The organism is Dokdonia sp. Asnod3-C12 (assembly GCF_045063975.1).
Classification (GTDB): Bacteria; Bacteroidota; Bacteroidia; order Flavobacteriales; family Flavobacteriaceae; genus Dokdonia.
This window is the reverse complement of sequence record NZ_JBEFNY010000003.1, coordinates 2,416,282-2,436,843: the sequence shown is the minus strand read 5'-3', so window position 1 is coordinate 2,436,843 and position 20,562 is coordinate 2,416,282. Positions and strand designations below refer to the sequence as shown.

The following is a 20,562-nucleotide window of genomic DNA, read 5'->3' as shown; positions in this document are numbered from 1 at the left end:
TAGCACATAAAATGCCATTATACCAAGATCAAGAACTTACAGTTTACAATTCCCTTTCGGGAAAAAAGGAACTTTTTAAACCCCTTCTTGAAGGATATGTAGGCATGTACGTTTGTGGACCTACCGTATATAGCAATGTACACTTAGGTAACGTACGTACTTTTATGAGCTTTGATATGATTTTTAGATATCTCAAGCACCTTGGATATAAAGTGCGTTATGTGCGCAACATCACAGATGCTGGTCACCTTACAGATGATGCAGATCAAGGAGAAGATAAGATTGCAAAAAAGGCGAGGTTAGAAAAAATCGAGCCTATGGAAGTTGTGCAGAAATACACACTAGACTTTCATGACATTCTAAATAAATTCAACTTCTTACCTCCTAGTATTGAACCCACAGCCACAGGTCATATTATCGAGCAAATGGAAATCATTAAGAAAATCATAGAAAATGGTTATGCTTATGAAAAAAATGGCTCTGTATATTTTGATGTTGTAAAGTTTAATAAAGATCACGAGTATGGTAAACTTTCTGGGCGCAAGCTAGAAGACATGATTGCAAATACTAGGGCCCTAAACGCTCAAGATGAAAAGGAAAACCCTCAAGACTTTGCGCTCTGGAAAAAAGCAGAGCCGCAGCACATCATGCGCTGGCCTAGTCCCTGGGGAGATGGTTTTCCAGGATGGCACTTGGAGTGTACTGCTATGAGTACAAAATACTTAGGAGACCAGTTTGACATACACGGTGGAGGTATGGATTTAAAGTTCCCTCACCATGAATGTGAGATTGCACAAAACGAGGCAGCCCTAGGTACCGAACCTGTGCGCTACTGGCTTCACGCAAATATGCTCACTCTCAACGGACAGAAAATGGCCAAAAGTACCGGGAACAGTATTAATCCTGGTGAGATATTTTCTGGAGATAGCGAGCATCTTTCTAAAGGATTTGCTCCTAGTGTTGCGAGATTTTTTATACTTCAAACAAGCTATCGTAGCATCATGGATTTTTCTAATGACGCTTTACTTGCTAGTGAGAAAGGGTTTCATAGACTCATGGAAGCACTCAAAGTAGCAAAAAACCTTACGGTTTCTAAGGAAAGTAGCTTTGATGTGACAGCATGGAAGCAATCTTGCTACAATGCCATGAATGATGATTTTAATACACCTATTCTCATCGCACAACTTTTTGAAGCTGTCAAGCAAATCCATTTAATAAAAGATGGCAAGGCGACAATCACAGCCGAAGATTTAAAACTTCTACTAGAAACTCTTGAAGCTTTTGTTTTTGACGTTTTAGGACTTGAGGATAATAACGCTTTCGCGAAAGCGGACGATTCAAAACTCAATGGAACCGTTGAACTACTAATAAAGCTGCGCAAAGAAGCTAGAGAAAACAAAGATTTTGCCTTAAGTGACAAAATACGCGACGAACTTATTGAACTAGGAATACAACTGAAGGATAGCCGAGAAGGAACAAGCTTTTCGGTAAACTAATGGTTTCTATCAAGAAAATAGCCATCGCTCCATTTTTAGGAATCATCTGGTTTTATCAAAAATTCATCTCTTCATGGACGCCAAGCTCGTGTCGCTATAGCCCTACTTGCTCAAGTTACACAAAAACGGCACTAGAAAGACACGGACTTATCACTGGAGGCTGGTTATCTATCAAAAGAATATTTTCTTGCCACCCATGGGGCGGTCAAGGATATGACCCAGTTCCCGAAAAAGAAGAATTAAATAATACATAAAGACTTTTAGTATCTGCTATTAAGGTTTTAAATTGCTTATTGAAAATAAACAACACACTCGATCTAAAGTGGAAACACTAACTAATGATCTGAGTAGCTAACAATCCCAATATATGCTTGCATTAAAATTTACATGGAATCCAATATCAGGACTTGACCTAGGATTTATTACCATCCATTTTTATAGTTTAATGTTTGTAGTTGCATTCTCATTAGGTTTTTACCTGATGAAGAAGATGTTCATCCGTGAAGAAGTTGCTATTGAAAAATTAGACAGTCTATTTATTTATGCTGTGGCCTCTATTCTTTTAGGGGCACGATTAGGTCACGTATTCTTTTATCAAACTGAATTACTTTGGGAAGATCCGCTGTCTGTATTGTTACCTTTTAGGTTTGTTCCAGAATTTGAGTTTACTGGGTTTAGGGGACTTGCAAGTCACGGAGCTGCGATTGCTACTATTTTTGGATTATACCTGTACAATAAGAAGGTATTGCATAAATCGGTTTTATGGATTTTAGATCGCGTAGTAATTACCTGTGCATCTGGAGCTGTTTTTGTGCGTATAGGTAACTTTTTGAACTCAGAAATGGTAGGGAAAGTTACAGATAGCAACTTAGGAATTCAATTTGTTCAAGACGAAATTTCTGAACGCCGAGCGGTATCGCTTACTAATATCCCAAATCCAGCACGAGCGTACCAAGCACTTACAAGCGACCCTCAATTTGCAGACATTATAAGCACCATTCCCTTTAGATATCCTGGACAGCTCATGGAGGCTTTTGGCTATGTATTTGTATTCCTAATCTTATTTATTCTGTATTGGAAGACAGATGCTCGCAAGAAGTCAGGGTTCTTATTCGGTCTATTCTTATTACTTCTAATGGGCGTACGTTTTATAGTAGAAAACTTTAAACGTGAACAGGTAGAGAATCGTGAAGATTGGATTTTTAATCTAAACACAGGTCAGGTATTGAGTATACCTTTTATAATTATAGGCCTATACTTTGTAATAACATCATTTACTAAAAAAACATCTTATGAAGCTTCGTAACGCTGCTTATATTTCGCTTTTCTCACTTCTAATTGCCGGAGTGAGTTGTAAAGAAAACACAAATACTGATAGTATTATATCTATCGAAAAACCAGCTTTTAATAAAGAGGGAGAGCTTACACTCATAAAAGCTTCTGGACAAGTAATACGCACTATAGATATAGAAGTAGCAGACACAGCGTACGAGCAGGAAGTAGATCTCAAGAATAGAGATAGACTCAAGTCGCATCAAGGAGTTCTTTTTCTATACCCACAAGAAGAGTTAAGAGGGTATTATATGACAGATATTAGGTTTCCTCTAGACCTTATACACATCAATGCTAGTAATGAGATTATAAGTTTTTCTGAAAACACTACACCTTTGGATGATAAGACATTCTTACCATCACAAGTACCTTCTCAGCTAGTTTTAAAGATTAATGGCGGCCTATCTGAAGAGTGGGTTATTGAGGTAGGAGATCGCGTAGAATGGAAGCTTCTTTAATATAGTCCAACAGTATCTTAAGTTAACACAAAACCCTCTAAACAGAGGGTTTTTTCTTTTACAGACTATTGAGTAAATCTATTCATTCACTGCGTAGATAACTGTTATGCTACAAAAAGAGCCATACTGTGCCTCTTAAGTAATCACAAAAGCATGCTCGTATTATTGACAAAGCGCATTTCTTAATCAAACATTTTGAACAAAAAAAAACCCGCTTCTATTAAGAAGCGGGTTTTCAAATATTGTGTAGTATAACTTATTTCTTAGCTAAGAAATCGCTTACTTGGTCTGGAGCCATTACTGCTTCCACAAATGTATAAGCTCCAGATTTTGGAGACTTTACCATTTTTATCGCTTTAGTTAAACGCTTTGATCCTGTCTGTAAAGATGCTACTGATTTCTTTGCCATAACTTATTTGATTTCTTTATGAACAGTCATCTTCTTCAATACGTTGTTGAATTTCTTCAACTCCATACGATCAGGAGTGTTCTTTTTATTTTTAGTCGTGATATATCTTGACGTACCTGGTTGACCAGTCGCTTTGTGCTCAGTGCACTCTAAGATTACCTGTACTCTATTCCCTTTCTTTGCCATCTCGGTGTTTCTTTATGGGATTATTTAGTTAAGAACCCGTTTGCGCGTGCCTCTTTAACAACCGCATCGATTCCTTTCTTATTGATATTCTTTAACGCAGACGTTGATACTTTCAACGTGATCCACTTATCTTCTGCTGGAAGGTAAAAACGTTTTTTCATAAGATTCACGTTAAATTTACGCTTCGTCTTATTCATCGCGTGGGAAACATTATTTCCGACCATCGCTTTCTTACCTGTAAGCTCACAAACTCTAGACATTCCTAAAACTTTAAATAGTTATTTCAAAACAGGCTGCAAAAATACGTAATTTTATATCTCACAACAAAACTTATTCGTAGTTTTTTTCCTGTTTCTTCAAGTGATTTTCACTTTTCTTTACTTTTACTCTTTATTTCGTCTCGCGCAAGCACTGAAATGGCACTTTTTCGCGAAAGCGTACTCTTAAAATAATTTTTACTTAGAGAGTAATTCTTCTTTAAGTAACTCTAAGGCTTTATTTACAGCCTTACCTATTACTCGCTCTCTATGATTACCCATCATAAAATGATGCGCTGTAACACCGTTCTCTGTAGCAATCCCTATATAAACCGTTCCCACCTCTGCATCACTATCTCCTTTTAAAGGCCCTGCGTTACCGGTAGTAGAAATACCTATATCAGATTTATAAAGTTTTCTAGCATTTACAGCCATTTGCTCTGCCACTTGTGCACTTACGACAGAATGCTCTTTAATTACTTCTGGATCTACGCCTAAAATATCAACCTTAGACTGTGTAGCATAAGTGACTAGACTTCCCTTTAAAAATTGCGAAGCACCGCTGTGTGCCGTAAATCGCTCTACCATTTGCCCTCCAGTACAACTCTCTGCTATTGCAAGTGTTTTACCTTTTTCAACAAATAAGCCTGCTACAACTTGCTCAAATTCTCCATCGCTTTCATACCCAACAAAAATGTCGTCTATAAAAGGTAAAAGCTTATCTGCTTGTTCTTGCATAGCAACCTCTACCACCTCTTTGTAAAGACCTGAAGTAGATAAACGTAAACGTACTCTACCTAATGAAGGAAGATAAGCTAGTTTAATTTCGGCAGGAAGTTCATTCTCAAAGCGCTCTATCCTTTCGGCGATGGCACTTTCGCCCATTCCGTAAGTTAAAAACGTTTTGTGTAGTATATAAGGAAGTTTAAACTGCTTTTGTAAACGTGGCAGCACTTCATTCTCCATAAGCCCCTTCATCTCATAAGGAACACCCGGCATAGAGACAAAGATAGTGTTATCATTCTCAATCCACATTCCTGGAGCAGTACCAAATTCGTTTACTAGCACTTCTGCCTTACTAGGCACCATAGCTTGCGTTTTATTTGCATCAAGCATTGGCTTTTTAATATACTCCTTAAAGAGATGCGCTACATGATCTAGTACTCCTTGATTGAACACTAGCTCATCATTAAAGTACTTACATATAGTATGCTTTGTAATATCGTCTTTAGTAGGACCTAGACCGCCTGTAACAATCACAAGATCTGCTCTAGATTGTGCAGCTGCAAAGGCTTCTAGTATATGACTTTCATCATCTTGAATAGAAGTGATCTGATATATAGAAACTCCTATTTTATTGAGGGCAGATGATATGTAAGCACTATTAGTATCTACAATCTGGCCTATGAGAATCTCATCACCTATCGTTATAATTTCTGCTTTCATTTAAAAATCTTCTTGAAGCTCAGCAATCACAGTTCCTAAGGTAGAGGTTATATCATCTAGCTTAGACTGTATTGCAGACGTAGGCTTATTACTATCACTCCACTTCTCCATTGCTTTAATTTGACCTAATAAGTCAATACCAAACATATCGAGATTAGGTTTCATTTTATGTGCAAATTGATATGCCATCTTGTGGTTATTATTTGCAATAGCACTTTGCATAGACTCTAAATCTGGCGGAATTTCTTGTAAGAATGTTGCCACGATAATGCCTACAAAATCCTCATCACCACCAGCGATCTCTCTTACTTTTTCTAGATTATAATGTCTCAACATGTCTTATTTTACGTTTATAGAGAACATCTCTGTTTCTCCTATATACCCTTTTAATTTATCATTTTCTTGTACTCGTGCAACTCCCGCAGGCGTTCCCGTAAATATAACATCTCCTATCTTAAGTGTAAAATACTGAGACACATAACTTATCAAAGCATCAATTTTCCATAGCATTTCACTAGTAGATCCTTCTTGAACTGTAACGTCATTATTCTCTAGGCGAAAAGAAATATCATCTACAGTGTCAAAGTCTGACACAGGTAACCACTTTGAACTTATTACGGCAGCACCGTCAAAGCCCTTTGCTTTTTCCCATGGCAATCCTTTTTCTTTAAGTTGTGCTTGTAAGTCACGAGCTGTAAAGTCAATACCTAGACCTATCTCATCATAATAGGTACTAGCATATTTTTGATCTATATACTTCCCTATCTTCTTAATTTTTACAAGAATTTCCACCTCATGATGCACATCATTAGAAAATGGCGGTATCACAAATGGATGTTTACTTAATAAAATAGAAGAATCTGGCTTTAAAAACACCACTGGATGTTCTGGACGCTCATTCTCTAGCTCTGCAATATGCTTTGCATAATTACGACCTATACATATAAGTTTCATAAGCTATGCTTTAGTGTTAAGTTTACGCAGTTTTATAGCCGTAAGCACTTTCTTAGTGTAAAGAGGGAAATCTGCATTTTGAATCCAGCCAAAATATCCTGGCTCATTATCTAGCACCTCTTCTACTTTTTTACCTTTATGTTTTCCGAAGGTAAAAATCTCTACATCATCTTTATCGTAGCCTATGAAACCAGCAAAATCTGCTTGTTTTTTACGCGTACTAAAGTCTCCTAAGAATTTCATATCATTCTCTAGCTCATCATATCTGTCAAGCTGTGACTTTAACACCTCATAGGTTGCCCATGTATCGGCAGAGGCGCTGTGCGCATTAGTAAGGTCTTTACCGCAATAAAATTTATAAGCTGCAACAAGTGTGCGTTGCTCCATCTTGTGAAAAATGTTTTGCACATCAATGGCATTACGATTTTTCATATCAAAATCAATCCCAGAGCGCAGTAGCTCTTCTACTAGTAATGGAATATCAAATCTATTAGAATTAAATCCCGCAAGATCTGCATCCTTTATAATATCATAAACATCCTTTGCACGAGCAGCAAATGTAGGCTTGTCTGCCACATCTGCATCACTTATTCCATGCACCGCAGTTGTTACCGCAGGAATAGGCACTGTAGGATTTATACGTTCTGTAAACTCTTCTTCCCTTCCATCTGGAAATACCTTTAAAATAGAAATCTCTACGATTCTATCTTTGGCTACGTTAATTCCTGTAGTCTCAAGGTCAAAAAAGCAAATCGGTCTTGTAATTTTTAATTGCATGGCACAAAAATACTTGTTTCAATCTACAAAATTAACTCCCTCTTTCATTAAAAATGGTAGATTCTGTATCTTGGTACGTCTTTTGATTTTAAGATAGTTATGAAAAACAAATTTTTACTGCTGGCCTTTTTAATTTCCGCTTTGGCGAAAATGGGAAATGCACAAACCTCAGCATTTACCACAGATGATGTCTCTGGAGTTTATAGTAAAGGATTTGAAACCACATCAGAATCATCAAAATTTAATACTAGTACAAAATTTACAAGGTCACTTACCCTATCTCCAAATGGCAGATTTGAGTATCACAATTTTAGACAACTTAAAGATCAAGAAGAAGAGCACTGGTGGGCACGCGGCAACTGGATACTTGATGGTAAAGTCGTTTTTTTTACAACCACCAAAGATGATATAAACGATCAATTTACGATTGATTTAAATAATACAAAGGCACGATTCTTCATGAAGTCACCGCGAAGTAAATCGCCTAAAATTCAGCCAACGTACATTCAATTTTTCGAATCGGATTACTCACTAACTAAGAATTTAAAACTTCCTAAAACAGATGAATAGATTACAACTATTACTTTTTATAGCCTTGGTGTCAGGGTTTCAATTTTTCGCGAAAGCGCAACAAAACAACACGCCTCCTGTAGAATTGATAGAAGATAAACAACCTAAAAGATGGCTGCTTTATGCTCAAAACAATACAGATGAGGAGCAAGAGGCTTTTTTAATTGTGCAAGGTGAAGGCTTTAGAAGAAGCGCAGATAGGCCTGTGATAAAAAAACTTCCTCCTAACTCAAAAGTCCTCATGATTACGCTTATCCCTCTCAAAGGAGTGGAACCCACCTACACTAAGATTTTTACTTATGAGAACGAATTGCAAGATATCTCTACCAGAAAAGGAGCAGACAGAGAGGAGTTTGTAAACATAAGACCCCTAAAGGATGATGAACTCACCGTATTTACAGAGCCAGATTGCGAGAAATGTAAGTTGCTCACAGATTTTTTAAATAAAAATCATTACAAATACCGTGTGCTGGATGTAAGCACTAACAACAAGGTGAATGACTTTATGTTTGATCATCTCAAAAACTCAAGCTACAAAGGAGGGATTATAGATTTACCAGTAGTAATGTTTGAAGGAAGAAAGCACTGGAGCATTGTAGATATTAAAACCTTCATACGTGAGTACGACTGGAAAGGATTAAAAAAGAGCTGATCCTGACAACTCAGATATTAATAACTCCATAGAACAAGAAAGGCGCAACTCACGTTGCGCCTTTGGCTTATATAAATTTAATCGCTTTACTTATACTTCGCGATTTACATCAAATCCTTCCAGATACTCAGCAACACGTTTTACAAACTGTCCGCCCAGTGCTCCATTTACCACACGGTGGTCATAAGAGTGTGAAAGGTACATTTTCATGCGTATCCCGATAAAATCTCCGTCTGGAGTTTCAATCACCGCAGGTACTTTGCGTATTGCTCCAAGCGCAAGAATTGCAACTTGCGGCTGATTGATAATAGGAGTTCCCATGATAGATCCAAAGGTCCCTACATTTGTTACCGTATACGTTCCTCCAGCAGTATCATCTGGTTTTAATTTTCCATCTCTAGCACGTCCCGCAAGATCATTAACAGACTTTGCCATCCCTACAAGATTAAGCTGGTCTGCATTTTTTATTACAGGTACTATAAGGTTACCGTCTGGTAAAGCTGCTGCCATACCTAGGTTTATATTTTTACGTTTTATGATCTTATCACCATCTACAGCAATGTTAATCATAGGGAAATCACGTATAGCTTTTGCAACAGCCTCCATAAATATAGGAGTAAAGGTTAAATTCTGACCTTCTTTTGCCTTGAAGCTATCTTTGTGTTTCTTTCTCCAGTTCCAGATGTTTGTTACATCTGCCTCAATAAATGATTGAACGTGTGCACTTGTTTGTACAGATGCTACCATGTGATGCGATATGAGTTTCCCCATACGTGTCATCTCTATGATCTCATCTTCACCATTTACACTTACTGGTGCAGCTTTTACTGCAGGAGCAGCCTTAGCAGCAGGTGCTTGTTTCTGTGCAGCTGGCTTAGCCGGAGCTGTACCACGTGTAGAAAGATATGTTACCATATCATCCTTAGTCACTCTACCATCTTTACCCGTACCTGCGATTGCATCAAGCTCTGCTTGATCAATACCTTCTTCCTTAGCCATGTTACGCACCAGTGGTGAGTAAAAACGGTCTCCAGAACTTACAGGAGTAGCTACTGCGTCTTTTGCAGCAGTTACAGTTTGAGCGACTGCAGCAACTGCAACCTCTTCTTCTTTAGTTTCTTTTTGAGCTGGCGCTGGCGTAGCGTCTCCGCCCCCTTCACCTTCGGTTTCTATAATAGCAATAGTCTGCCCTACCTCTACAACATCATCTACCTCAAACAGTTTTTCTATTAAAATACCGTCTACTTCACTAGGAACTTCACTATCTACCTTATCTGTAGCAATCTCTAGTACAGGCTCATCTGCCTCTATAGTATCTCCTACTTCTTTTAACCAAGTTGTAAGCGTTGCTTCTGCAACACTTTCTCCCATTTTTGGTAGCTTTAATTCAAATCTTGCCATATTCGTAAAATGTAGCTGTTTTTAATACTCGTTTTTGCAAAAATAGTAATTAAATCAATCCAATAGTGATTATAAATTATTAATCTCTATTAAACTCAATTACATCGCCCTTCCCTAGACTACTATTACTGCCTATTGCAAAAGTACCATTTTTAGGAATGATTTTATAGGTAGCACCACTACCTCGATATGTTATAATTTCCTTAATTATGTCACTATACGCCACATATTCCGCATCAAAAACAAGCTCTTGCCATTCCTTAGGAACACACATATCACTGATAACTGTTACAGGTTTTGTTACCGCTTTCGCGAAAGCGTCACTCAAAAATGTATTATCTGTAAGCAGCACATATTCTTTTACGTTACTCTCGCTATCAACCAGGTGAGACTGTAAATACTTTTTAAAAAATGCAGCTTTGAACTTAGCCAAGTTTACACCAGTATTCACAAGAAAACCTTTGAATACATTATTATTAAAATGCTTTTCATAAAACAATTGCATTGCTCCATAAAAACACTTTCTATAGTGCTCATCCCTTACAGTGCTTTCTCCTTTAAAATGCAATATCGTCTCATCGCCTATATAGTGATTGCTATAGCCGGCCTTTGTAATGGTGTAAGACAAGTCTATATCTTCTCCAAACATAAAATAGCGCTCATCAAATCCTCCCACTTCCTCATAAAGATTACGAGACATAAACATAAATGCACCCACTAGAATAGCTACCTCACCCCTAGCATCACTCGCTATATGAGTGGCATAATAAGAGGATCCATAACCCATCATCTTACTTAATGCAACTCTGAGAGTAGGAACATTGCGCTTACTTTCTGGTAAATAAGCACCTCTCCCATTTACAAGACGTACTCCTTGTGCTCCGGTATATTGTTCTTGGGTAGTTATTTTTAGTAAACTCTCAAATACACTCGATGGAACCACTGTATCCGGATTGAGAATACAGATATAAGTTCCTTTTGCTAAGGCAACCCCTTGATTATTTGCAGACGAAAAACCAGCGTTTTTCTTATTGGCAACAATCTTTACGGTAGGAAACTTATCCTTGACCATTTGTACACTGCCATCTACAGAAGCGTTATCTACCACTATAATCTCTGCATCTGCGAAAGCTATTGCATCTTGTACACTGTCCAGACATAACTCTAGGTAGTGCATCACATTATAACTTACAATGATTATGGAGAGTTGCAAAAAGCTTAAAGGAATTTATTATTTATAGTAGTATATAGGTTATACTGACTATTGTGCGACATTTTTAACAAAGCACAATATATTAATTTAATTCTTTAAAGAATTTTCAAAAGGTATGCGATGTAAAATACTTCTACCTAGCGTTACCTCATCTGCATACTCTAGCTCGTCACCTACGGCAATACCTCTAGCAATAGTAGAGGTTGCTATATCGTAAGCTTCTAGCTGTCTATAAATATAGAAGTTTGTAGTATCTCCTTCCATAGTAGAACTTAGTGCAAAAATCACCTCTTTCACCACTCCGCTTTTTGCTCTATCTATGAGCGAAAAGATATTTAAATCTTGAGGCCCTATACCGTCCAGCGGACTGATTTTACCTCCCAGCACATGGTACAAACCACGATACTGACTCGTATTTTCTATCGCCATTACATCCCTTACGTCTTCTACCACGCAAACTATACTTTCATCTCTATTGGGATTTGAACATATCTCACATAATGCCACATCTGAAATGTTGTGACATTTTTTACAGAATTTAATAGTATCACGCATTGTATTTAATGCTTCTGTAAGGTGGTGTGTCTGTGTTTCTGGCTGGCGTAATAAATGTAATACTAATCGTAACGCAGTACGCTTGCCTACTCCTGGGAGTTGAGACATTTCATAGACTGCATTTTCAAGAAGTTTTGAAGAGAATTCCATAGTTGTAAAGATAACTCTTTAGTGACGTTATGTAAAAATCACTTAGTTGATAGACGCACTAATTCTTATCCTCCAGTAACGGTACAAATCTAAACTCTCCATATTCCTTTTTCTCAAAAGAAGTCGCAGAAGTTCGTATGTAGCGCTGCATAATTTGTGGGTCATCACCTACGGGTATAATAAGCCTACCTCCTATTTTAAGTTGAGCGAGTAGCGGTTTTGGAACAAACGGAGCTCCAGCCGTCACTATAATACTATCAAAAGGCGCATAAGACGGTAATCCTTTATACCCATCGCCAAAACTCAAAAAACGAGGCCTATAACCTAGCTTAGTAAGAAACAACTTTGTTTTCTTATACAATTCTTGCTGGCGTTCTATAGAATATACTTTTGCTCCTAGCTCACAAAGCACGGCGGTTTGATAGCCGCTTCCCGTTCCTATCTCGAGGACCTGATGTCCTTTCTTAATCTCCATTAATTCACTTTGAAAAGCGACTGTATATGGTTGTGAGATGGTTTGATCTGCAGCGATAGGAAACGCTTTGTCTTGATATGCATGATGCTCAAAACTACTATCCATAAAAAAATGACGCGGAATCTTCCCAATAGCATTGAGAACGAGATCATTTGTGATTCCCTTATCTCTCAATATTTGAACAAGTTGGCGGCGTTTTCCTTGGTGGCGAGTAGTGTCTTTCATGGATTACTAAATTAGAAGAAAAGTTGGAAAATCAATATACCTATCTGTAAGATTTTACAACCATTCTAAAAAAATCTCCTTTGTAGAAAGCTGTATCCTATTAAAAAGTATCTAAAACCTTATTTTTGTATAAAAATCAAACACTATGCTTAAAGCTGGCGTACTCGGTGCTGGACACTTGGGAAAAATACACTTAAAACTTCTTAACCTTTCTGAACACTATGACCTTGTAGGTTTTTACGACACCTCAAAAGAGGTTAGGGATGCCATCTCTCAAGAATTTGGTTACACTGCTTTTGAGACCGAAGAAGATTTAATCAACGCCTGTGATATGGTAGATGTAGTAACTCCTACCACCTTTCACTATGCAAGTGCAGAAAAGGTAATCAAAGCTGGAAAGCACCTCTTTATTGAGAAACCAATAACAAACACAGTTGAGGAGGCAGAAAAACTACTCACGCTTGCAAAAGAACACAATGTTTTAGGTCAAGTAGGTCATGTAGAACGCTTCAATCCGGCATTTATGTCTGTGAGCGATTCCATTAAAAGCCCTATGTTTATAGAGGCACATAGACTTGCGGAATTTAATCCAAGAGGAACCGATGTTCCTGTGGTTTTAGACCTTATGATACATGACATTGATGCAATACTAAGTGTTGTAAATAGTCCTGTAAAAAGTGTCAATGCGAGTGGTGTATCTGTTATATCAGAAACTCCAGATATTGCAAATGCCCGTATTGAGTTTGAAAACGGATGTGTTGCAAACCTTACCGCGAGTCGTATCTCTATGAAAAACATGCGTAAAGCACGTTTCTTTCAGAAAGACGCATACATTTCGGTAGATTTTCTTGAGAAAAAAGTAGAGGTTGTAAAGATGAAAGATGCTCCAGAATCTCCAGATGATTTTGCGATGATTCTTCAGAATGCAGAAGGAATCAAGAAGCAAATTTATTTTGACAATCCAGATGTACCTAGCAATAACGCAATACTTGATGAGCTAGACGCTTTCGCGAAAGCAATAAAAGAAAACACCACCCCAATCGTATCATTGAAGGCTGGAACAGAAGCTTTACGAGTAGCAAAAATGATTATTGCAGATTTTTAGAAAACACATATTCAAACACACAATCTCTTTTACAAGGGAGCACACAAAGCACTTCATTTATGAAAAACATAGCAGTTATAGGAGCAGGAACAATGGGTAACGGTATTGCACACACTTTTGCTCAAAGTGGTTACCAAGTACAACTAGTAGATATCTCTCAAGATTCACTAGACCGTGGGATTAGTACTATCTCAAAAAACCTAGATAGAATGGTTGCCAAAGAGCGCATTACCGCTATAGAAAAGCAGCAAACTCTTGACAACATCACCACGTATACAAACCTTGCAGAAGGTGTTAAGAATGCTGAGCTTGTAGTGGAAGCTGCTACCGAAAATGTAGATTTAAAACTAAAGATTTTTGAATCTCTAGATGCCGCTACAAGTGACTCATGCATACTTGCTACAAACACATCGTCTATTTCAATTACTCAGATTGCGGCTGTTACAGAACGTCCAGACCAAGTAATAGGAATGCACTTTATGAACCCCGTGCCTATCATGAAACTTGTAGAAATCATAAGAGGTTATAATACAAGCGACCTTACTACAAAGACCATCATGGAACTTTCTGAAAAGTTAGGTAAAGTACCTGTAGAGGTTAATGATTATCCTGGTTTTGTAGCAAATCGCATCCTTATGCCTATGATTAATGAGGCTATAGAAACACTATACAATGGTGTCGCTGGCGTATACGAAATAGACACAGTTATGAAACTAGGAATGGCGCACCCTATGGGTCCTTTGCAACTTGCAGATTTTATAGGTCTAGATGTTTGTTTATCTATTCTTGAAGTAATGCACGACGGATTTAAAAACCCAAAATATGCACCTTGCCCGCTTTTAGTAAACATGGTAAGAGCTGGAAAATTAGGAGTAAAGTCTAGTGAAGGTTTTTACGATTATAAAGAAAGTCGCAAGGCAGAGAAAGTCGCAGCAATGTTTGCTTCATAACCTCCACACTACTCAAAGCTCAATAAAGGCGCATTGTTTTGCGCCTTAAGTACATATAACATGGCAAAAATTCTCCCATTCCGTGCGGTAAGACCTACTAGAGACAAAGTAGGGCTGGTTGCTACACGCGCTTACCAATTTTATGATCAAGTAGGACGCGACCACAGAATGGCACAAAATCCGTTCTCATTTTTGCACATTATCAATCCTGGATATAAATTTCAAAAAGAAATCACTGGAAAACAACGTTTTGAACTAGTGCGCAATCGCTATCAAGAATTTAAAGATGATGGTGTCTTTGTTAAGGAAGAGCAACCTGCATTTTATGTATATAGAATAGTAGATAGAGAAAAGAATACCTTTTGTGGTATTGTCGCTAGCGCTTCTGTAGAAGACTATGAGAATGACGTTATAAAAAAGCACGAAGACACGCTGGAAGATCGCGAGACTCTTTTTACAGAATATCTAGATACGGTGGGATTTAATGCAGAAGCTGTATTACTTACCTATAAAAATTCTGATGAGATTAAGAGCATACTCAACAATGTAATGAGCAATCGCGCCGAGTATGAGTTTACAACTACCTATCGTGATACGCATCACTTATGGCCAGTAACAGACACAGCGACTATAGAAAAGCTGCAACATGCTTTTGCCAGCATAGATAGCCTTTACATTGCAGATGGTCACCATAGATCTTCTTCCTCTGCCCTACTTTCTAAAAATCATACAAAAAATCAAGAGACCTACCATTCATTTATGAGTTTCCTCATACCTGAATCAGAGTTACTCATTTATGAGTTTAATAGACTTATAAAGGACCTTAACGGCCTGAGTAAAGAAGCTTTTTTAATAGCGCTAGACAGCAAGTTTAGAATTGAGAATCGCGGCACCACTCCCTATAAACCATCAAAGAAACATCACTTCAACATGTATCTGGATGGCGAGTATTACAGCCTTTACCTGAGACATAGCTTACGTAGTTTTGATACTCCACTAGACAGACTAGATACTCACATACTGTATGAAACTGTACTTAAACCTATTTTAGGAATCATAGACTTGAGAAATGATGACCGCATAGTATATGTAGATGGCAGACGCGATATTACAAGCTTAACAGACCGTATAGACAATAAGGAATATGCGGTAAGCTTTGGTATGCTACCAGTCACTATAAATGAGTTAAAAGAAATAGCAGACGCTGGATTAAAAATGCCACCAAAAAGTACGTATATTGAACCTAAACTACGCAGTGGCGTAACCATTTACGAATTTTAATGAGTATAGCAGAAAACATCTTACGCTTTCGCGAAAACATTCCTTCACATGTTACTCTTGTAGCTGTTTCAAAAACAAAACCTGTTTCAGACCTTATGGAGGCTTATGAAACTGGGCAACGCATTTTTGGAGAGAATAAGATTCAAGAAATGACAGACAAGTGGGAAGAAATGCCCAAGGATATAGAGTGGCATATGATAGGCCACGTTCAAACAAACAAAGTTAAATTTATGGCTCCATACGTGAGCCTTATACATGCTGTAGATCGTTTAAAACTTATAAAAGAAGTAAACAAACAGGCAGAGGCAAATGACCGAGTGATTGATATTCTCATTCAGATTAAAATTGCTCGTGAAGATTCAAAATTTGGCATGAATGTTCAAGATGCCGTGAAGCTTTTTGAAGAAAACACATTAGAAAACTATCCCCATGTAAATGTGGTAGGACTGATGGGAATGGCAACTTTTACAGATAACCAAGATCAAATTGCGGCAGAATTTGAGTTGCTAGAAGGATTATTTTTACGCTTTCGCGAAAGCGCAAATCTCACCATACTATCCTCAGGAATGAGTGGTGATTATAAACTCGCAATTGACAAAGGGAGCACCATGATTAGAGTAGGAAGCAGTATTTTTGGTGCTCGATAATTTTAATCACTTTGATTCACTTTTAAAACAACATAATTCCCTAAAACTGGAATTTTTTAAAAAATAGCATATTTACGCAATACTAGACATAGAAACCACTGGCGGTAAGTACAACGAAGAAGGTATCACAGAAATCGCCATTTATAAATTTGATGGACATCAAGTTGTTGATCAGTTTATAACTCTCGTTAATCCTGAACGCCCTATACAAGCATTTGTCGTAGGACTTACTGGCATTAATAACGGGATGTTAAAAGATGCTCCAAAGTTTCATGAGATAGCAAAGCGTATTATTGAAATCACCGAGGGATGTATTATTGTTGCTCATAATGCCCAGTTTGACTATCGCATTTTAAGTCTAGAATTTGACAGACTTGGATATCCTTTTGAAAGAACAACGCTATGCTCTGTAGAGCTTTCTCAAGAATTGCTACCAGGTCATGATAGTTATAGCCTAGGCAAGTTAACGAAGGCACTAGGAATCGCGATGTCTAACAGGCATAGAGCAGATGGAGATGCTATTGCCACAGTAAAGCTTTTTAAGTTACTCCTAGAGAAAGACCCAGAAAAGACAATTATAACTAAAGCCATACGCTCTTTTCCAAAAAAGCATATGGACACCAAACTCAAGGACCTCATAAGAAGTGTACCTTCTGAGACTGGCGTGTACTTTATGCACAATGTAAATGGAACCATCATTTACATAGGCAAAAGTAAAAACATGAAAAAACGTCTTACGCAGCATTTTACTAATGATAATCGTAAGAGTAAGCAAATACAAGATCAGGTAGAAACGGTTACCTACCAAACTACAGGCACTGAGCTCATTGCACTTCTAAAGGAAAATGAAGAAATAAAGCGCAATAAGCCAAAGTTTAATAGAGCCTTGCGCAGAACTAAATTTAAGGTACAGCTCACTCACTATACAGACAGTGAAGGCTATATACACCTCAAGACCGAAAGAGCAGATGGCCGCAAGGAATCTATAACAACTTATAGCAACTCTATGAGTGCAAAGGCTAATCTAGAGCGCATTATCGACTCGTATGATTTATGCCAGAATAAGACACTGTACAATGAAAAGAGTGGCAACTGCTTTAATTATACTATTAAAAAATGTAATGGCGCTTGTATAGGTGAGGAATCACCAGAATCATACAACCAGCGTGTGCAAGCTTTTCTAGACAAGCATAGCTACAAAAACAAGAGTATGGTAATCGTGGAGCGTGGTCGTACCTCAATTGAACGCTCTGTAGTACTTATAGAGGATGGTGTTTTTATGGGAATAGGTTATTATAAACCTGATTTTCAACTCAACGATCTAGAAACACTTAAATCTATTATAACTCCTATGGAAGATAATAGAGATGCTAGACATATAATCCAAAGTTATTGTCGTAGTAGAAAGCGACTTAAGATTATTCCGCTAGACCAGATTACTAACTAGCACAGAAAATACTATTTTTAAGCTTCTGTATAACAACTATATATTTTGACAAAAGAGGGCACATCATTTTGGCGCAGAAAACTGCACGATATTATTTACGAGGCAGACACGCCTGCCGGAAAATTGTTTGATGTGGTACTTCTCATTCTCATACTTGCTAGTATTGCACTAGTAATGCTGGAGAGTGTAAAAAGTATAGATGCAAAATATCATGATGTATTTGAAGTAGGAGAATGGATTATCACCATCTTCTTTACGCTAGAGTACTTTGCGAGAATTATAACGATAAAAAAGCCTACAAAATATATTTTCAGCTTTTATGGTCTCATCGATTTCTTCTCTACAATACCACAATATCTAGCCTTTTTCTTTATTGGCTCAAATGCATTACTTACTGTAAGAGCACTCCGCCTCTTACGAGTATTCAGAATTTTAAAAATTACGAGATACGTAGGTGAGTCTAACAAGTTATCAAAAGCACTACGAGATAGTAGAGCCAAGATTAGTATTTTCTTATTTGCAGTACTCATTCTTTGTATAATTGCTGGTACTATCATGTACATGGTTGAGGGTGAAGAAAGTGGTTTCTCAAGCATACCTGTAAGTGTTTACTGGTGTATTGTAACGCTCACTACGGTAGGTTTTGGCGATATTGCACCCGTTACTCCACTTGGACAACTTATTGCCGCTGTCATCATGATTCTAGGGTATGGAATTATCGCAGTACCTACAGGTATTGTAAGTGCAGAATATGCAAAAGACATGAGCTCAGAAAAAATCACAATAGATGGTGAAGATTATGTGCATATGAACACGCAAGCATGCGTAAACTGTAATGCAAAGAAACATCGTGATGATGCCGAATTTTGTCATAAATGCGGACACACGCTTAACGTCTCACATGAGTAAATATCTTATACCCATCGTAGGACCTACAGCAATAGGTAAAACTGCTCTTTCCATTAAAGTTGCACAGCATCTCAAAACAGAGATTCTCTCTGCAGACTCAAGACAGTTTTTTAAAGAGATGTATATAGGCACAGCCGTTCCAGAACCTGAGGAGCTTGCTGCAGCCCCGCATCATTTTATACAACACCTCTCTGTAGATCAAGACTACAGTGTGGGTCACTTTGAAAAAGACGCTATCCAGAAAATTACCGCATTACATAAAAAACATGACACACTAGTGATGGTAGGTGGCTCAGGCATGTACGTGGATGCCGTTATTAATGGATTAGATGAGTTTCCAGCAGTAAAAGACGGTGTACGAGCAAAGCTAAAAGATTTACACGAGAGCGAAGGTATTGAAGCGCTACAGGAACTTCTACTAGAAAAAGACCCAACCTATTACGAGCAAGTTGATATACAGAACACACAACGCGTTATAAGAGCTTTAGAAGTATGTCTTTCGGCAGATGAGCCTTTTTCATTTTATAGAAATAGACCTAAACCTAAGCGCAACTTTGAAACCATCAAAATAGGATTACAAGCAGACCGTAAAATCATGTACGACCGCATTAATTTACGTGTAGATCTTATGATTAAAAATGGTCTGGTTGAAGAGGTAGAAAGTTTGCTTTCGCGAAAGCATAACAACGCACTTATAACTGTAGGCTACAGAGAGCTTTTTGAATACTTTGATGGAACAGTTACTCTAGAACGAGCTATTGAAAATATAAAAACAAATACCCGTCGTTTTGCAAAAAGACAAATGACCTGGTATCGCCGTGATGAGACTATCAATTGGTTTGACTACCAGACACCTTTTGAGGAAATAGCATCGTTTATAAATAAAAAAACGCACCACTCTTAGAGTGGCACGTTTTAATAGGTACACTAATATCGTTTATACCGATATTGGCTATTAGTCGTCTTTCTTTACAACTAGACGGAATCCTTCTCCGTGTATGTTTAAAATCTCTACAAGGTCATCCTTTTTAAGGTACTTACGTAGTTTTGCAATATATACATCCATACTTCTAGATGTAAAGTAATTATCATCTCTCCAGATTTTTGTTAGAGCTAGCTCACGTGGCATCAAATCATTTTCATGAAGTGCAAGCATACGTAATAACTCATTTTCCTTAGGAGATAATTTTATAGGCTCCTCTTCTTTATACGTTAAGAAACGTAGTTTTGAATTTAAGTGGAAGTTACCAACATTAAATTCGAACTGCTTAGAATCTGCAACAGAATCAACAGACTTACGCTGTATGATTGCCTTTATTTTCATAAGTAGCACTTCACTATCAAATGGCTTATTTAGATAGTCATCTGCTCCTACTTTATATCCTTTAAGTACATCTTCTTTAAGAGCTTTTGCTGTTAAAAAGATGATAGGAATATCTTCATTCTTCTCTCTTATTTCTTTGGCTAGTGTAAAACCATCTTTATATGGCATCATCACATCAAGGATACAAAGATCATAATCGTCTTTCTTGAATTTCTCAAATCCTTCCATACCGTTTTTTGCATGAGTGACATTGTAGTCATTCATCATAAGGTAATCTTTAAGAACTGTTCCGAAGTTCGGATCATCCTCTACTAGTAAAATCTTTTTGTTTTCAGTTTCCATA

The 20,562-nt window shown here is 37.5% G+C and carries 25 protein-coding genes; 13 read left to right on the top strand and 12 right to left on the bottom strand.

What is annotated here, in order from left to right; translation table 11 throughout:
* The first annotated feature begins 11 nt into the window (after nt 1-11).
* The 4 genes from cysS to ACJJVW_RS11050 all read left to right on the top strand — a co-directional run bounded on the left by cysS (nt 12) and on the right by ACJJVW_RS11050 (nt 3,286).
* Nucleotides 12-1,496 (top strand): cysteine--tRNA ligase, encoded by a 1,485-nt coding sequence (gene cysS / locus ACJJVW_RS11065; RefSeq protein WP_405251895.1) that lies wholly within the window; start codon nt 12-14, stop codon nt 1,494-1,496.
* Nucleotides 1,496-1,750 (top strand): membrane protein insertion efficiency factor YidD, encoded by a 255-nt coding sequence (gene yidD / locus ACJJVW_RS11060; protein WP_204161770.1) that lies wholly within the window; start codon nt 1,496-1,498, stop codon nt 1,748-1,750. The genes cysS and yidD overlap by 1 nt, the downstream gene beginning before the upstream one ends.
* Before the next feature lie 113 nt (nt 1,751-1,863).
* Complete coding sequence (gene lgt / locus ACJJVW_RS11055; RefSeq protein ID WP_405251893.1) at nt 1,864-2,802, top strand: prolipoprotein diacylglyceryl transferase; 939 nt, start codon at nt 1,864-1,866, stop codon at nt 2,800-2,802.
* Nucleotides 2,789-3,286: a DUF192 domain-containing protein gene (locus tag ACJJVW_RS11050; protein ID WP_405251891.1), complete on the top strand. Its 498-nt coding sequence runs from the start codon at nt 2,789-2,791 to the stop codon at nt 3,284-3,286. The genes lgt and ACJJVW_RS11050 overlap by 14 nt, the downstream gene beginning before the upstream one ends.
* Before the next feature lie 256 nt (nt 3,287-3,542).
* Here ACJJVW_RS11050 and ACJJVW_RS11045 read toward each other — a convergent pair whose 3' ends face one another.
* From ACJJVW_RS11045 to ACJJVW_RS11015, 7 genes are all read right to left on the bottom strand, one after another.
* Complete coding sequence (locus tag ACJJVW_RS11045; protein ID WP_013749889.1) at nt 3,543-3,695, bottom strand: DUF4295 domain-containing protein; 153 nt, start codon at nt 3,693-3,695, stop codon at nt 3,543-3,545.
* 3 nt (nt 3,696-3,698) lie between these two features.
* Nucleotides 3,699-3,881, bottom strand: coding sequence for a 50S ribosomal protein L33 (gene rpmG, locus ACJJVW_RS11040; protein ID WP_013749890.1), 183 nt, complete (start codon nt 3,879-3,881; stop codon nt 3,699-3,701).
* Nucleotides 3,882-3,901: 20 nt separating this feature from the next.
* Complete coding sequence (gene rpmB, locus ACJJVW_RS11035) at nt 3,902-4,141, bottom strand: 50S ribosomal protein L28 (RefSeq protein WP_013749891.1); 240 nt, start codon at nt 4,139-4,141, stop codon at nt 3,902-3,904.
* A gap of 195 nt (nt 4,142-4,336) precedes the next feature.
* On the bottom strand, nt 4,337-5,584 hold the full coding sequence (locus ACJJVW_RS11030) for a competence/damage-inducible protein A (protein ID WP_298326391.1): 1,248 nt from the start codon (nt 5,582-5,584) through the stop codon (nt 4,337-4,339).
* Nucleotides 5,585-5,920, bottom strand: coding sequence for an Hpt domain-containing protein (locus tag ACJJVW_RS11025; protein WP_298326393.1), 336 nt, complete (start codon nt 5,918-5,920; stop codon nt 5,585-5,587).
* 3 nt (nt 5,921-5,923) lie between these two features.
* Entirely contained in the window at nt 5,924-6,538 is a 615-nt protein-coding gene (locus ACJJVW_RS11020) for a fumarylacetoacetate hydrolase family protein (RefSeq protein WP_339847828.1), read from the bottom strand.
* Between the two features lie 3 nt (nt 6,539-6,541).
* Complete coding sequence (locus tag ACJJVW_RS11015) at nt 6,542-7,315, bottom strand: 3'-5' exonuclease (RefSeq protein ID WP_298326399.1); 774 nt, start codon at nt 7,313-7,315, stop codon at nt 6,542-6,544.
* Between the two features lie 99 nt (nt 7,316-7,414).
* On the opposite strand from ACJJVW_RS11015, the gene ACJJVW_RS11010 reads away from it, so the two are divergent.
* Together ACJJVW_RS11010 and ACJJVW_RS11005 are read left to right on the top strand one after the other, a co-directional pair.
* Entirely contained in the window at nt 7,415-7,885 is a 471-nt protein-coding gene (locus ACJJVW_RS11010; RefSeq protein WP_405251888.1) for a hypothetical protein, read from the top strand.
* Nucleotides 7,878-8,537, top strand: a complete 660-nt coding sequence (locus ACJJVW_RS11005) for a hypothetical protein (RefSeq protein ID WP_405251886.1) — start codon at nt 7,878-7,880, stop codon at nt 8,535-8,537. The genes ACJJVW_RS11010 and ACJJVW_RS11005 overlap by 8 nt, the downstream gene beginning before the upstream one ends.
* Before the next feature lie 90 nt (nt 8,538-8,627).
* On the opposite strand, the gene ACJJVW_RS11000 is transcribed toward ACJJVW_RS11005, so the two are convergent.
* The 4 genes from ACJJVW_RS11000 to ACJJVW_RS10985 form a co-directional block, all read right to left on the bottom strand.
* Nucleotides 8,628-9,938, bottom strand: coding sequence for a dihydrolipoamide acetyltransferase family protein (locus ACJJVW_RS11000; protein WP_405251884.1), 1,311 nt, complete (start codon nt 9,936-9,938; stop codon nt 8,628-8,630).
* Between the two features lie 79 nt (nt 9,939-10,017).
* Complete coding sequence (locus tag ACJJVW_RS10995; RefSeq protein ID WP_405251882.1) at nt 10,018-11,151, bottom strand: glycosyltransferase family 2 protein; 1,134 nt, start codon at nt 11,149-11,151, stop codon at nt 10,018-10,020.
* 87 nt (nt 11,152-11,238) lie between these two features.
* Complete coding sequence (recR, locus tag ACJJVW_RS10990) at nt 11,239-11,856, bottom strand: recombination mediator RecR (protein WP_013749900.1); 618 nt, start codon at nt 11,854-11,856, stop codon at nt 11,239-11,241.
* 58 nt (nt 11,857-11,914) lie between these two features.
* Nucleotides 11,915-12,556 (bottom strand): protein-L-isoaspartate(D-aspartate) O-methyltransferase, encoded by a 642-nt coding sequence (locus tag ACJJVW_RS10985; protein ID WP_108878144.1) that lies wholly within the window; start codon nt 12,554-12,556, stop codon nt 11,915-11,917.
* Between the two features lie 145 nt (nt 12,557-12,701).
* On the opposite strand from ACJJVW_RS10985, the gene ACJJVW_RS10980 reads away from it, so the two are divergent.
* From ACJJVW_RS10980 to miaA, 7 genes are all read left to right on the top strand, one after another.
* Nucleotides 12,702-13,661: a Gfo/Idh/MocA family oxidoreductase gene (locus ACJJVW_RS10980; RefSeq protein ID WP_405251880.1), complete on the top strand. Its 960-nt coding sequence runs from the start codon at nt 12,702-12,704 to the stop codon at nt 13,659-13,661.
* A 59-nt stretch (nt 13,662-13,720) separates the two neighbouring features.
* Nucleotides 13,721-14,611, top strand: a complete 891-nt coding sequence (locus ACJJVW_RS10975; RefSeq protein WP_013749903.1) for a 3-hydroxyacyl-CoA dehydrogenase family protein — start codon at nt 13,721-13,723, stop codon at nt 14,609-14,611.
* A 60-nt stretch (nt 14,612-14,671) separates the two neighbouring features.
* Entirely contained in the window at nt 14,672-15,892 is a 1,221-nt protein-coding gene (locus ACJJVW_RS10970; RefSeq protein ID WP_405251877.1) for a DUF1015 domain-containing protein, read from the top strand.
* Nucleotides 15,892-16,539 (top strand): YggS family pyridoxal phosphate-dependent enzyme, encoded by a 648-nt coding sequence (locus ACJJVW_RS10965; protein ID WP_405251875.1) that lies wholly within the window; start codon nt 15,892-15,894, stop codon nt 16,537-16,539. The genes ACJJVW_RS10970 and ACJJVW_RS10965 overlap by 1 nt, the downstream gene beginning before the upstream one ends.
* 70 nt (nt 16,540-16,609) lie before the next feature.
* Complete coding sequence (locus tag ACJJVW_RS10960) at nt 16,610-17,986, top strand: exonuclease domain-containing protein (RefSeq protein ID WP_405253096.1); 1,377 nt, start codon at nt 16,610-16,612, stop codon at nt 17,984-17,986.
* Between the two features lie 45 nt (nt 17,987-18,031).
* Nucleotides 18,032-18,895, top strand: a complete 864-nt coding sequence (locus ACJJVW_RS10955; RefSeq protein ID WP_298326428.1) for an ion transporter — start codon at nt 18,032-18,034, stop codon at nt 18,893-18,895.
* Complete coding sequence (miaA, locus tag ACJJVW_RS10950; protein ID WP_298326434.1) at nt 18,888-19,799, top strand: tRNA (adenosine(37)-N6)-dimethylallyltransferase MiaA; 912 nt, start codon at nt 18,888-18,890, stop codon at nt 19,797-19,799. Before ACJJVW_RS10955 ends, miaA begins: the two co-directional genes overlap by 8 nt.
* Before the next feature lie 51 nt (nt 19,800-19,850).
* Here the strand turns inward: miaA and ACJJVW_RS10945 are convergent, their stop codons facing one another.
* Entirely contained in the window at nt 19,851-20,561 is a 711-nt protein-coding gene (locus tag ACJJVW_RS10945) for a response regulator transcription factor (RefSeq protein ID WP_013749909.1), read from the bottom strand.
* Between the last annotated feature and the right edge of the window lies 1 nt (nt 20,562).

Coding starts and splice junctions, on each gene's coding strand:
- cysS (WP_405251895.1), top strand. CDS start 12: ATGCCATTATACCAAGATCAAGAACTTACAGTTTACAATTCCCTTTCG.
- yidD (WP_204161770.1), top strand. CDS start 1,496: ATGGTTTCTATCAAGAAAATAGCCATCGCTCCATTTTTAGGAATCATC.
- lgt (WP_405251893.1), top strand. CDS start 1,864: ATGCTTGCATTAAAATTTACATGGAATCCAATATCAGGACTTGACCTA.
- ACJJVW_RS11050 (WP_405251891.1), top strand. CDS start 2,789: ATGAAGCTTCGTAACGCTGCTTATATTTCGCTTTTCTCACTTCTAATT.
- ACJJVW_RS11045 (WP_013749889.1), bottom strand. CDS start 3,695: ATGGCAAAGAAATCAGTAGCATCTTTACAGACAGGATCAAAGCGTTTA.
- rpmG (WP_013749890.1), bottom strand. CDS start 3,881: ATGGCAAAGAAAGGGAATAGAGTACAGGTAATCTTAGAGTGCACTGAG.
- rpmB (WP_013749891.1), bottom strand. CDS start 4,141: ATGTCTAGAGTTTGTGAGCTTACAGGTAAGAAAGCGATGGTCGGAAAT.
- ACJJVW_RS11030 (WP_298326391.1), bottom strand. CDS start 5,584: ATGAAAGCAGAAATTATAACGATAGGTGATGAGATTCTCATAGGCCAG.
- ACJJVW_RS11025 (WP_298326393.1), bottom strand. CDS start 5,920: ATGTTGAGACATTATAATCTAGAAAAAGTAAGAGAGATCGCTGGTGGT.
- ACJJVW_RS11020 (WP_339847828.1), bottom strand. CDS start 6,538: ATGAAACTTATATGTATAGGTCGTAATTATGCAAAGCATATTGCAGAG.
- ACJJVW_RS11015 (WP_298326399.1), bottom strand. CDS start 7,315: ATGCAATTAAAAATTACAAGACCGATTTGCTTTTTTGACCTTGAGACT.
- ACJJVW_RS11010 (WP_405251888.1), top strand. CDS start 7,415: ATGAAAAACAAATTTTTACTGCTGGCCTTTTTAATTTCCGCTTTGGCG.
- ACJJVW_RS11005 (WP_405251886.1), top strand. CDS start 7,878: ATGAATAGATTACAACTATTACTTTTTATAGCCTTGGTGTCAGGGTTT.
- ACJJVW_RS11000 (WP_405251884.1), bottom strand. CDS start 9,938: ATGGCAAGATTTGAATTAAAGCTACCAAAAATGGGAGAAAGTGTTGCA.
- recR (WP_013749900.1), bottom strand. CDS start 11,856: ATGGAATTCTCTTCAAAACTTCTTGAAAATGCAGTCTATGAAATGTCT.
- ACJJVW_RS10985 (WP_108878144.1), bottom strand. CDS start 12,556: ATGAAAGACACTACTCGCCACCAAGGAAAACGCCGCCAACTTGTTCAA.
- ACJJVW_RS10980 (WP_405251880.1), top strand. CDS start 12,702: ATGCTTAAAGCTGGCGTACTCGGTGCTGGACACTTGGGAAAAATACAC.
- ACJJVW_RS10975 (WP_013749903.1), top strand. CDS start 13,721: ATGAAAAACATAGCAGTTATAGGAGCAGGAACAATGGGTAACGGTATT.
- ACJJVW_RS10970 (WP_405251877.1), top strand. CDS start 14,672: ATGGCAAAAATTCTCCCATTCCGTGCGGTAAGACCTACTAGAGACAAA.
- ACJJVW_RS10965 (WP_405251875.1), top strand. CDS start 15,892: ATGAGTATAGCAGAAAACATCTTACGCTTTCGCGAAAACATTCCTTCA.
- miaA (WP_298326434.1), top strand. CDS start 18,888: ATGAGTAAATATCTTATACCCATCGTAGGACCTACAGCAATAGGTAAA.
- ACJJVW_RS10945 (WP_013749909.1), bottom strand. CDS start 20,561: ATGGAAACTGAAAACAAAAAGATTTTACTAGTAGAGGATGATCCGAAC.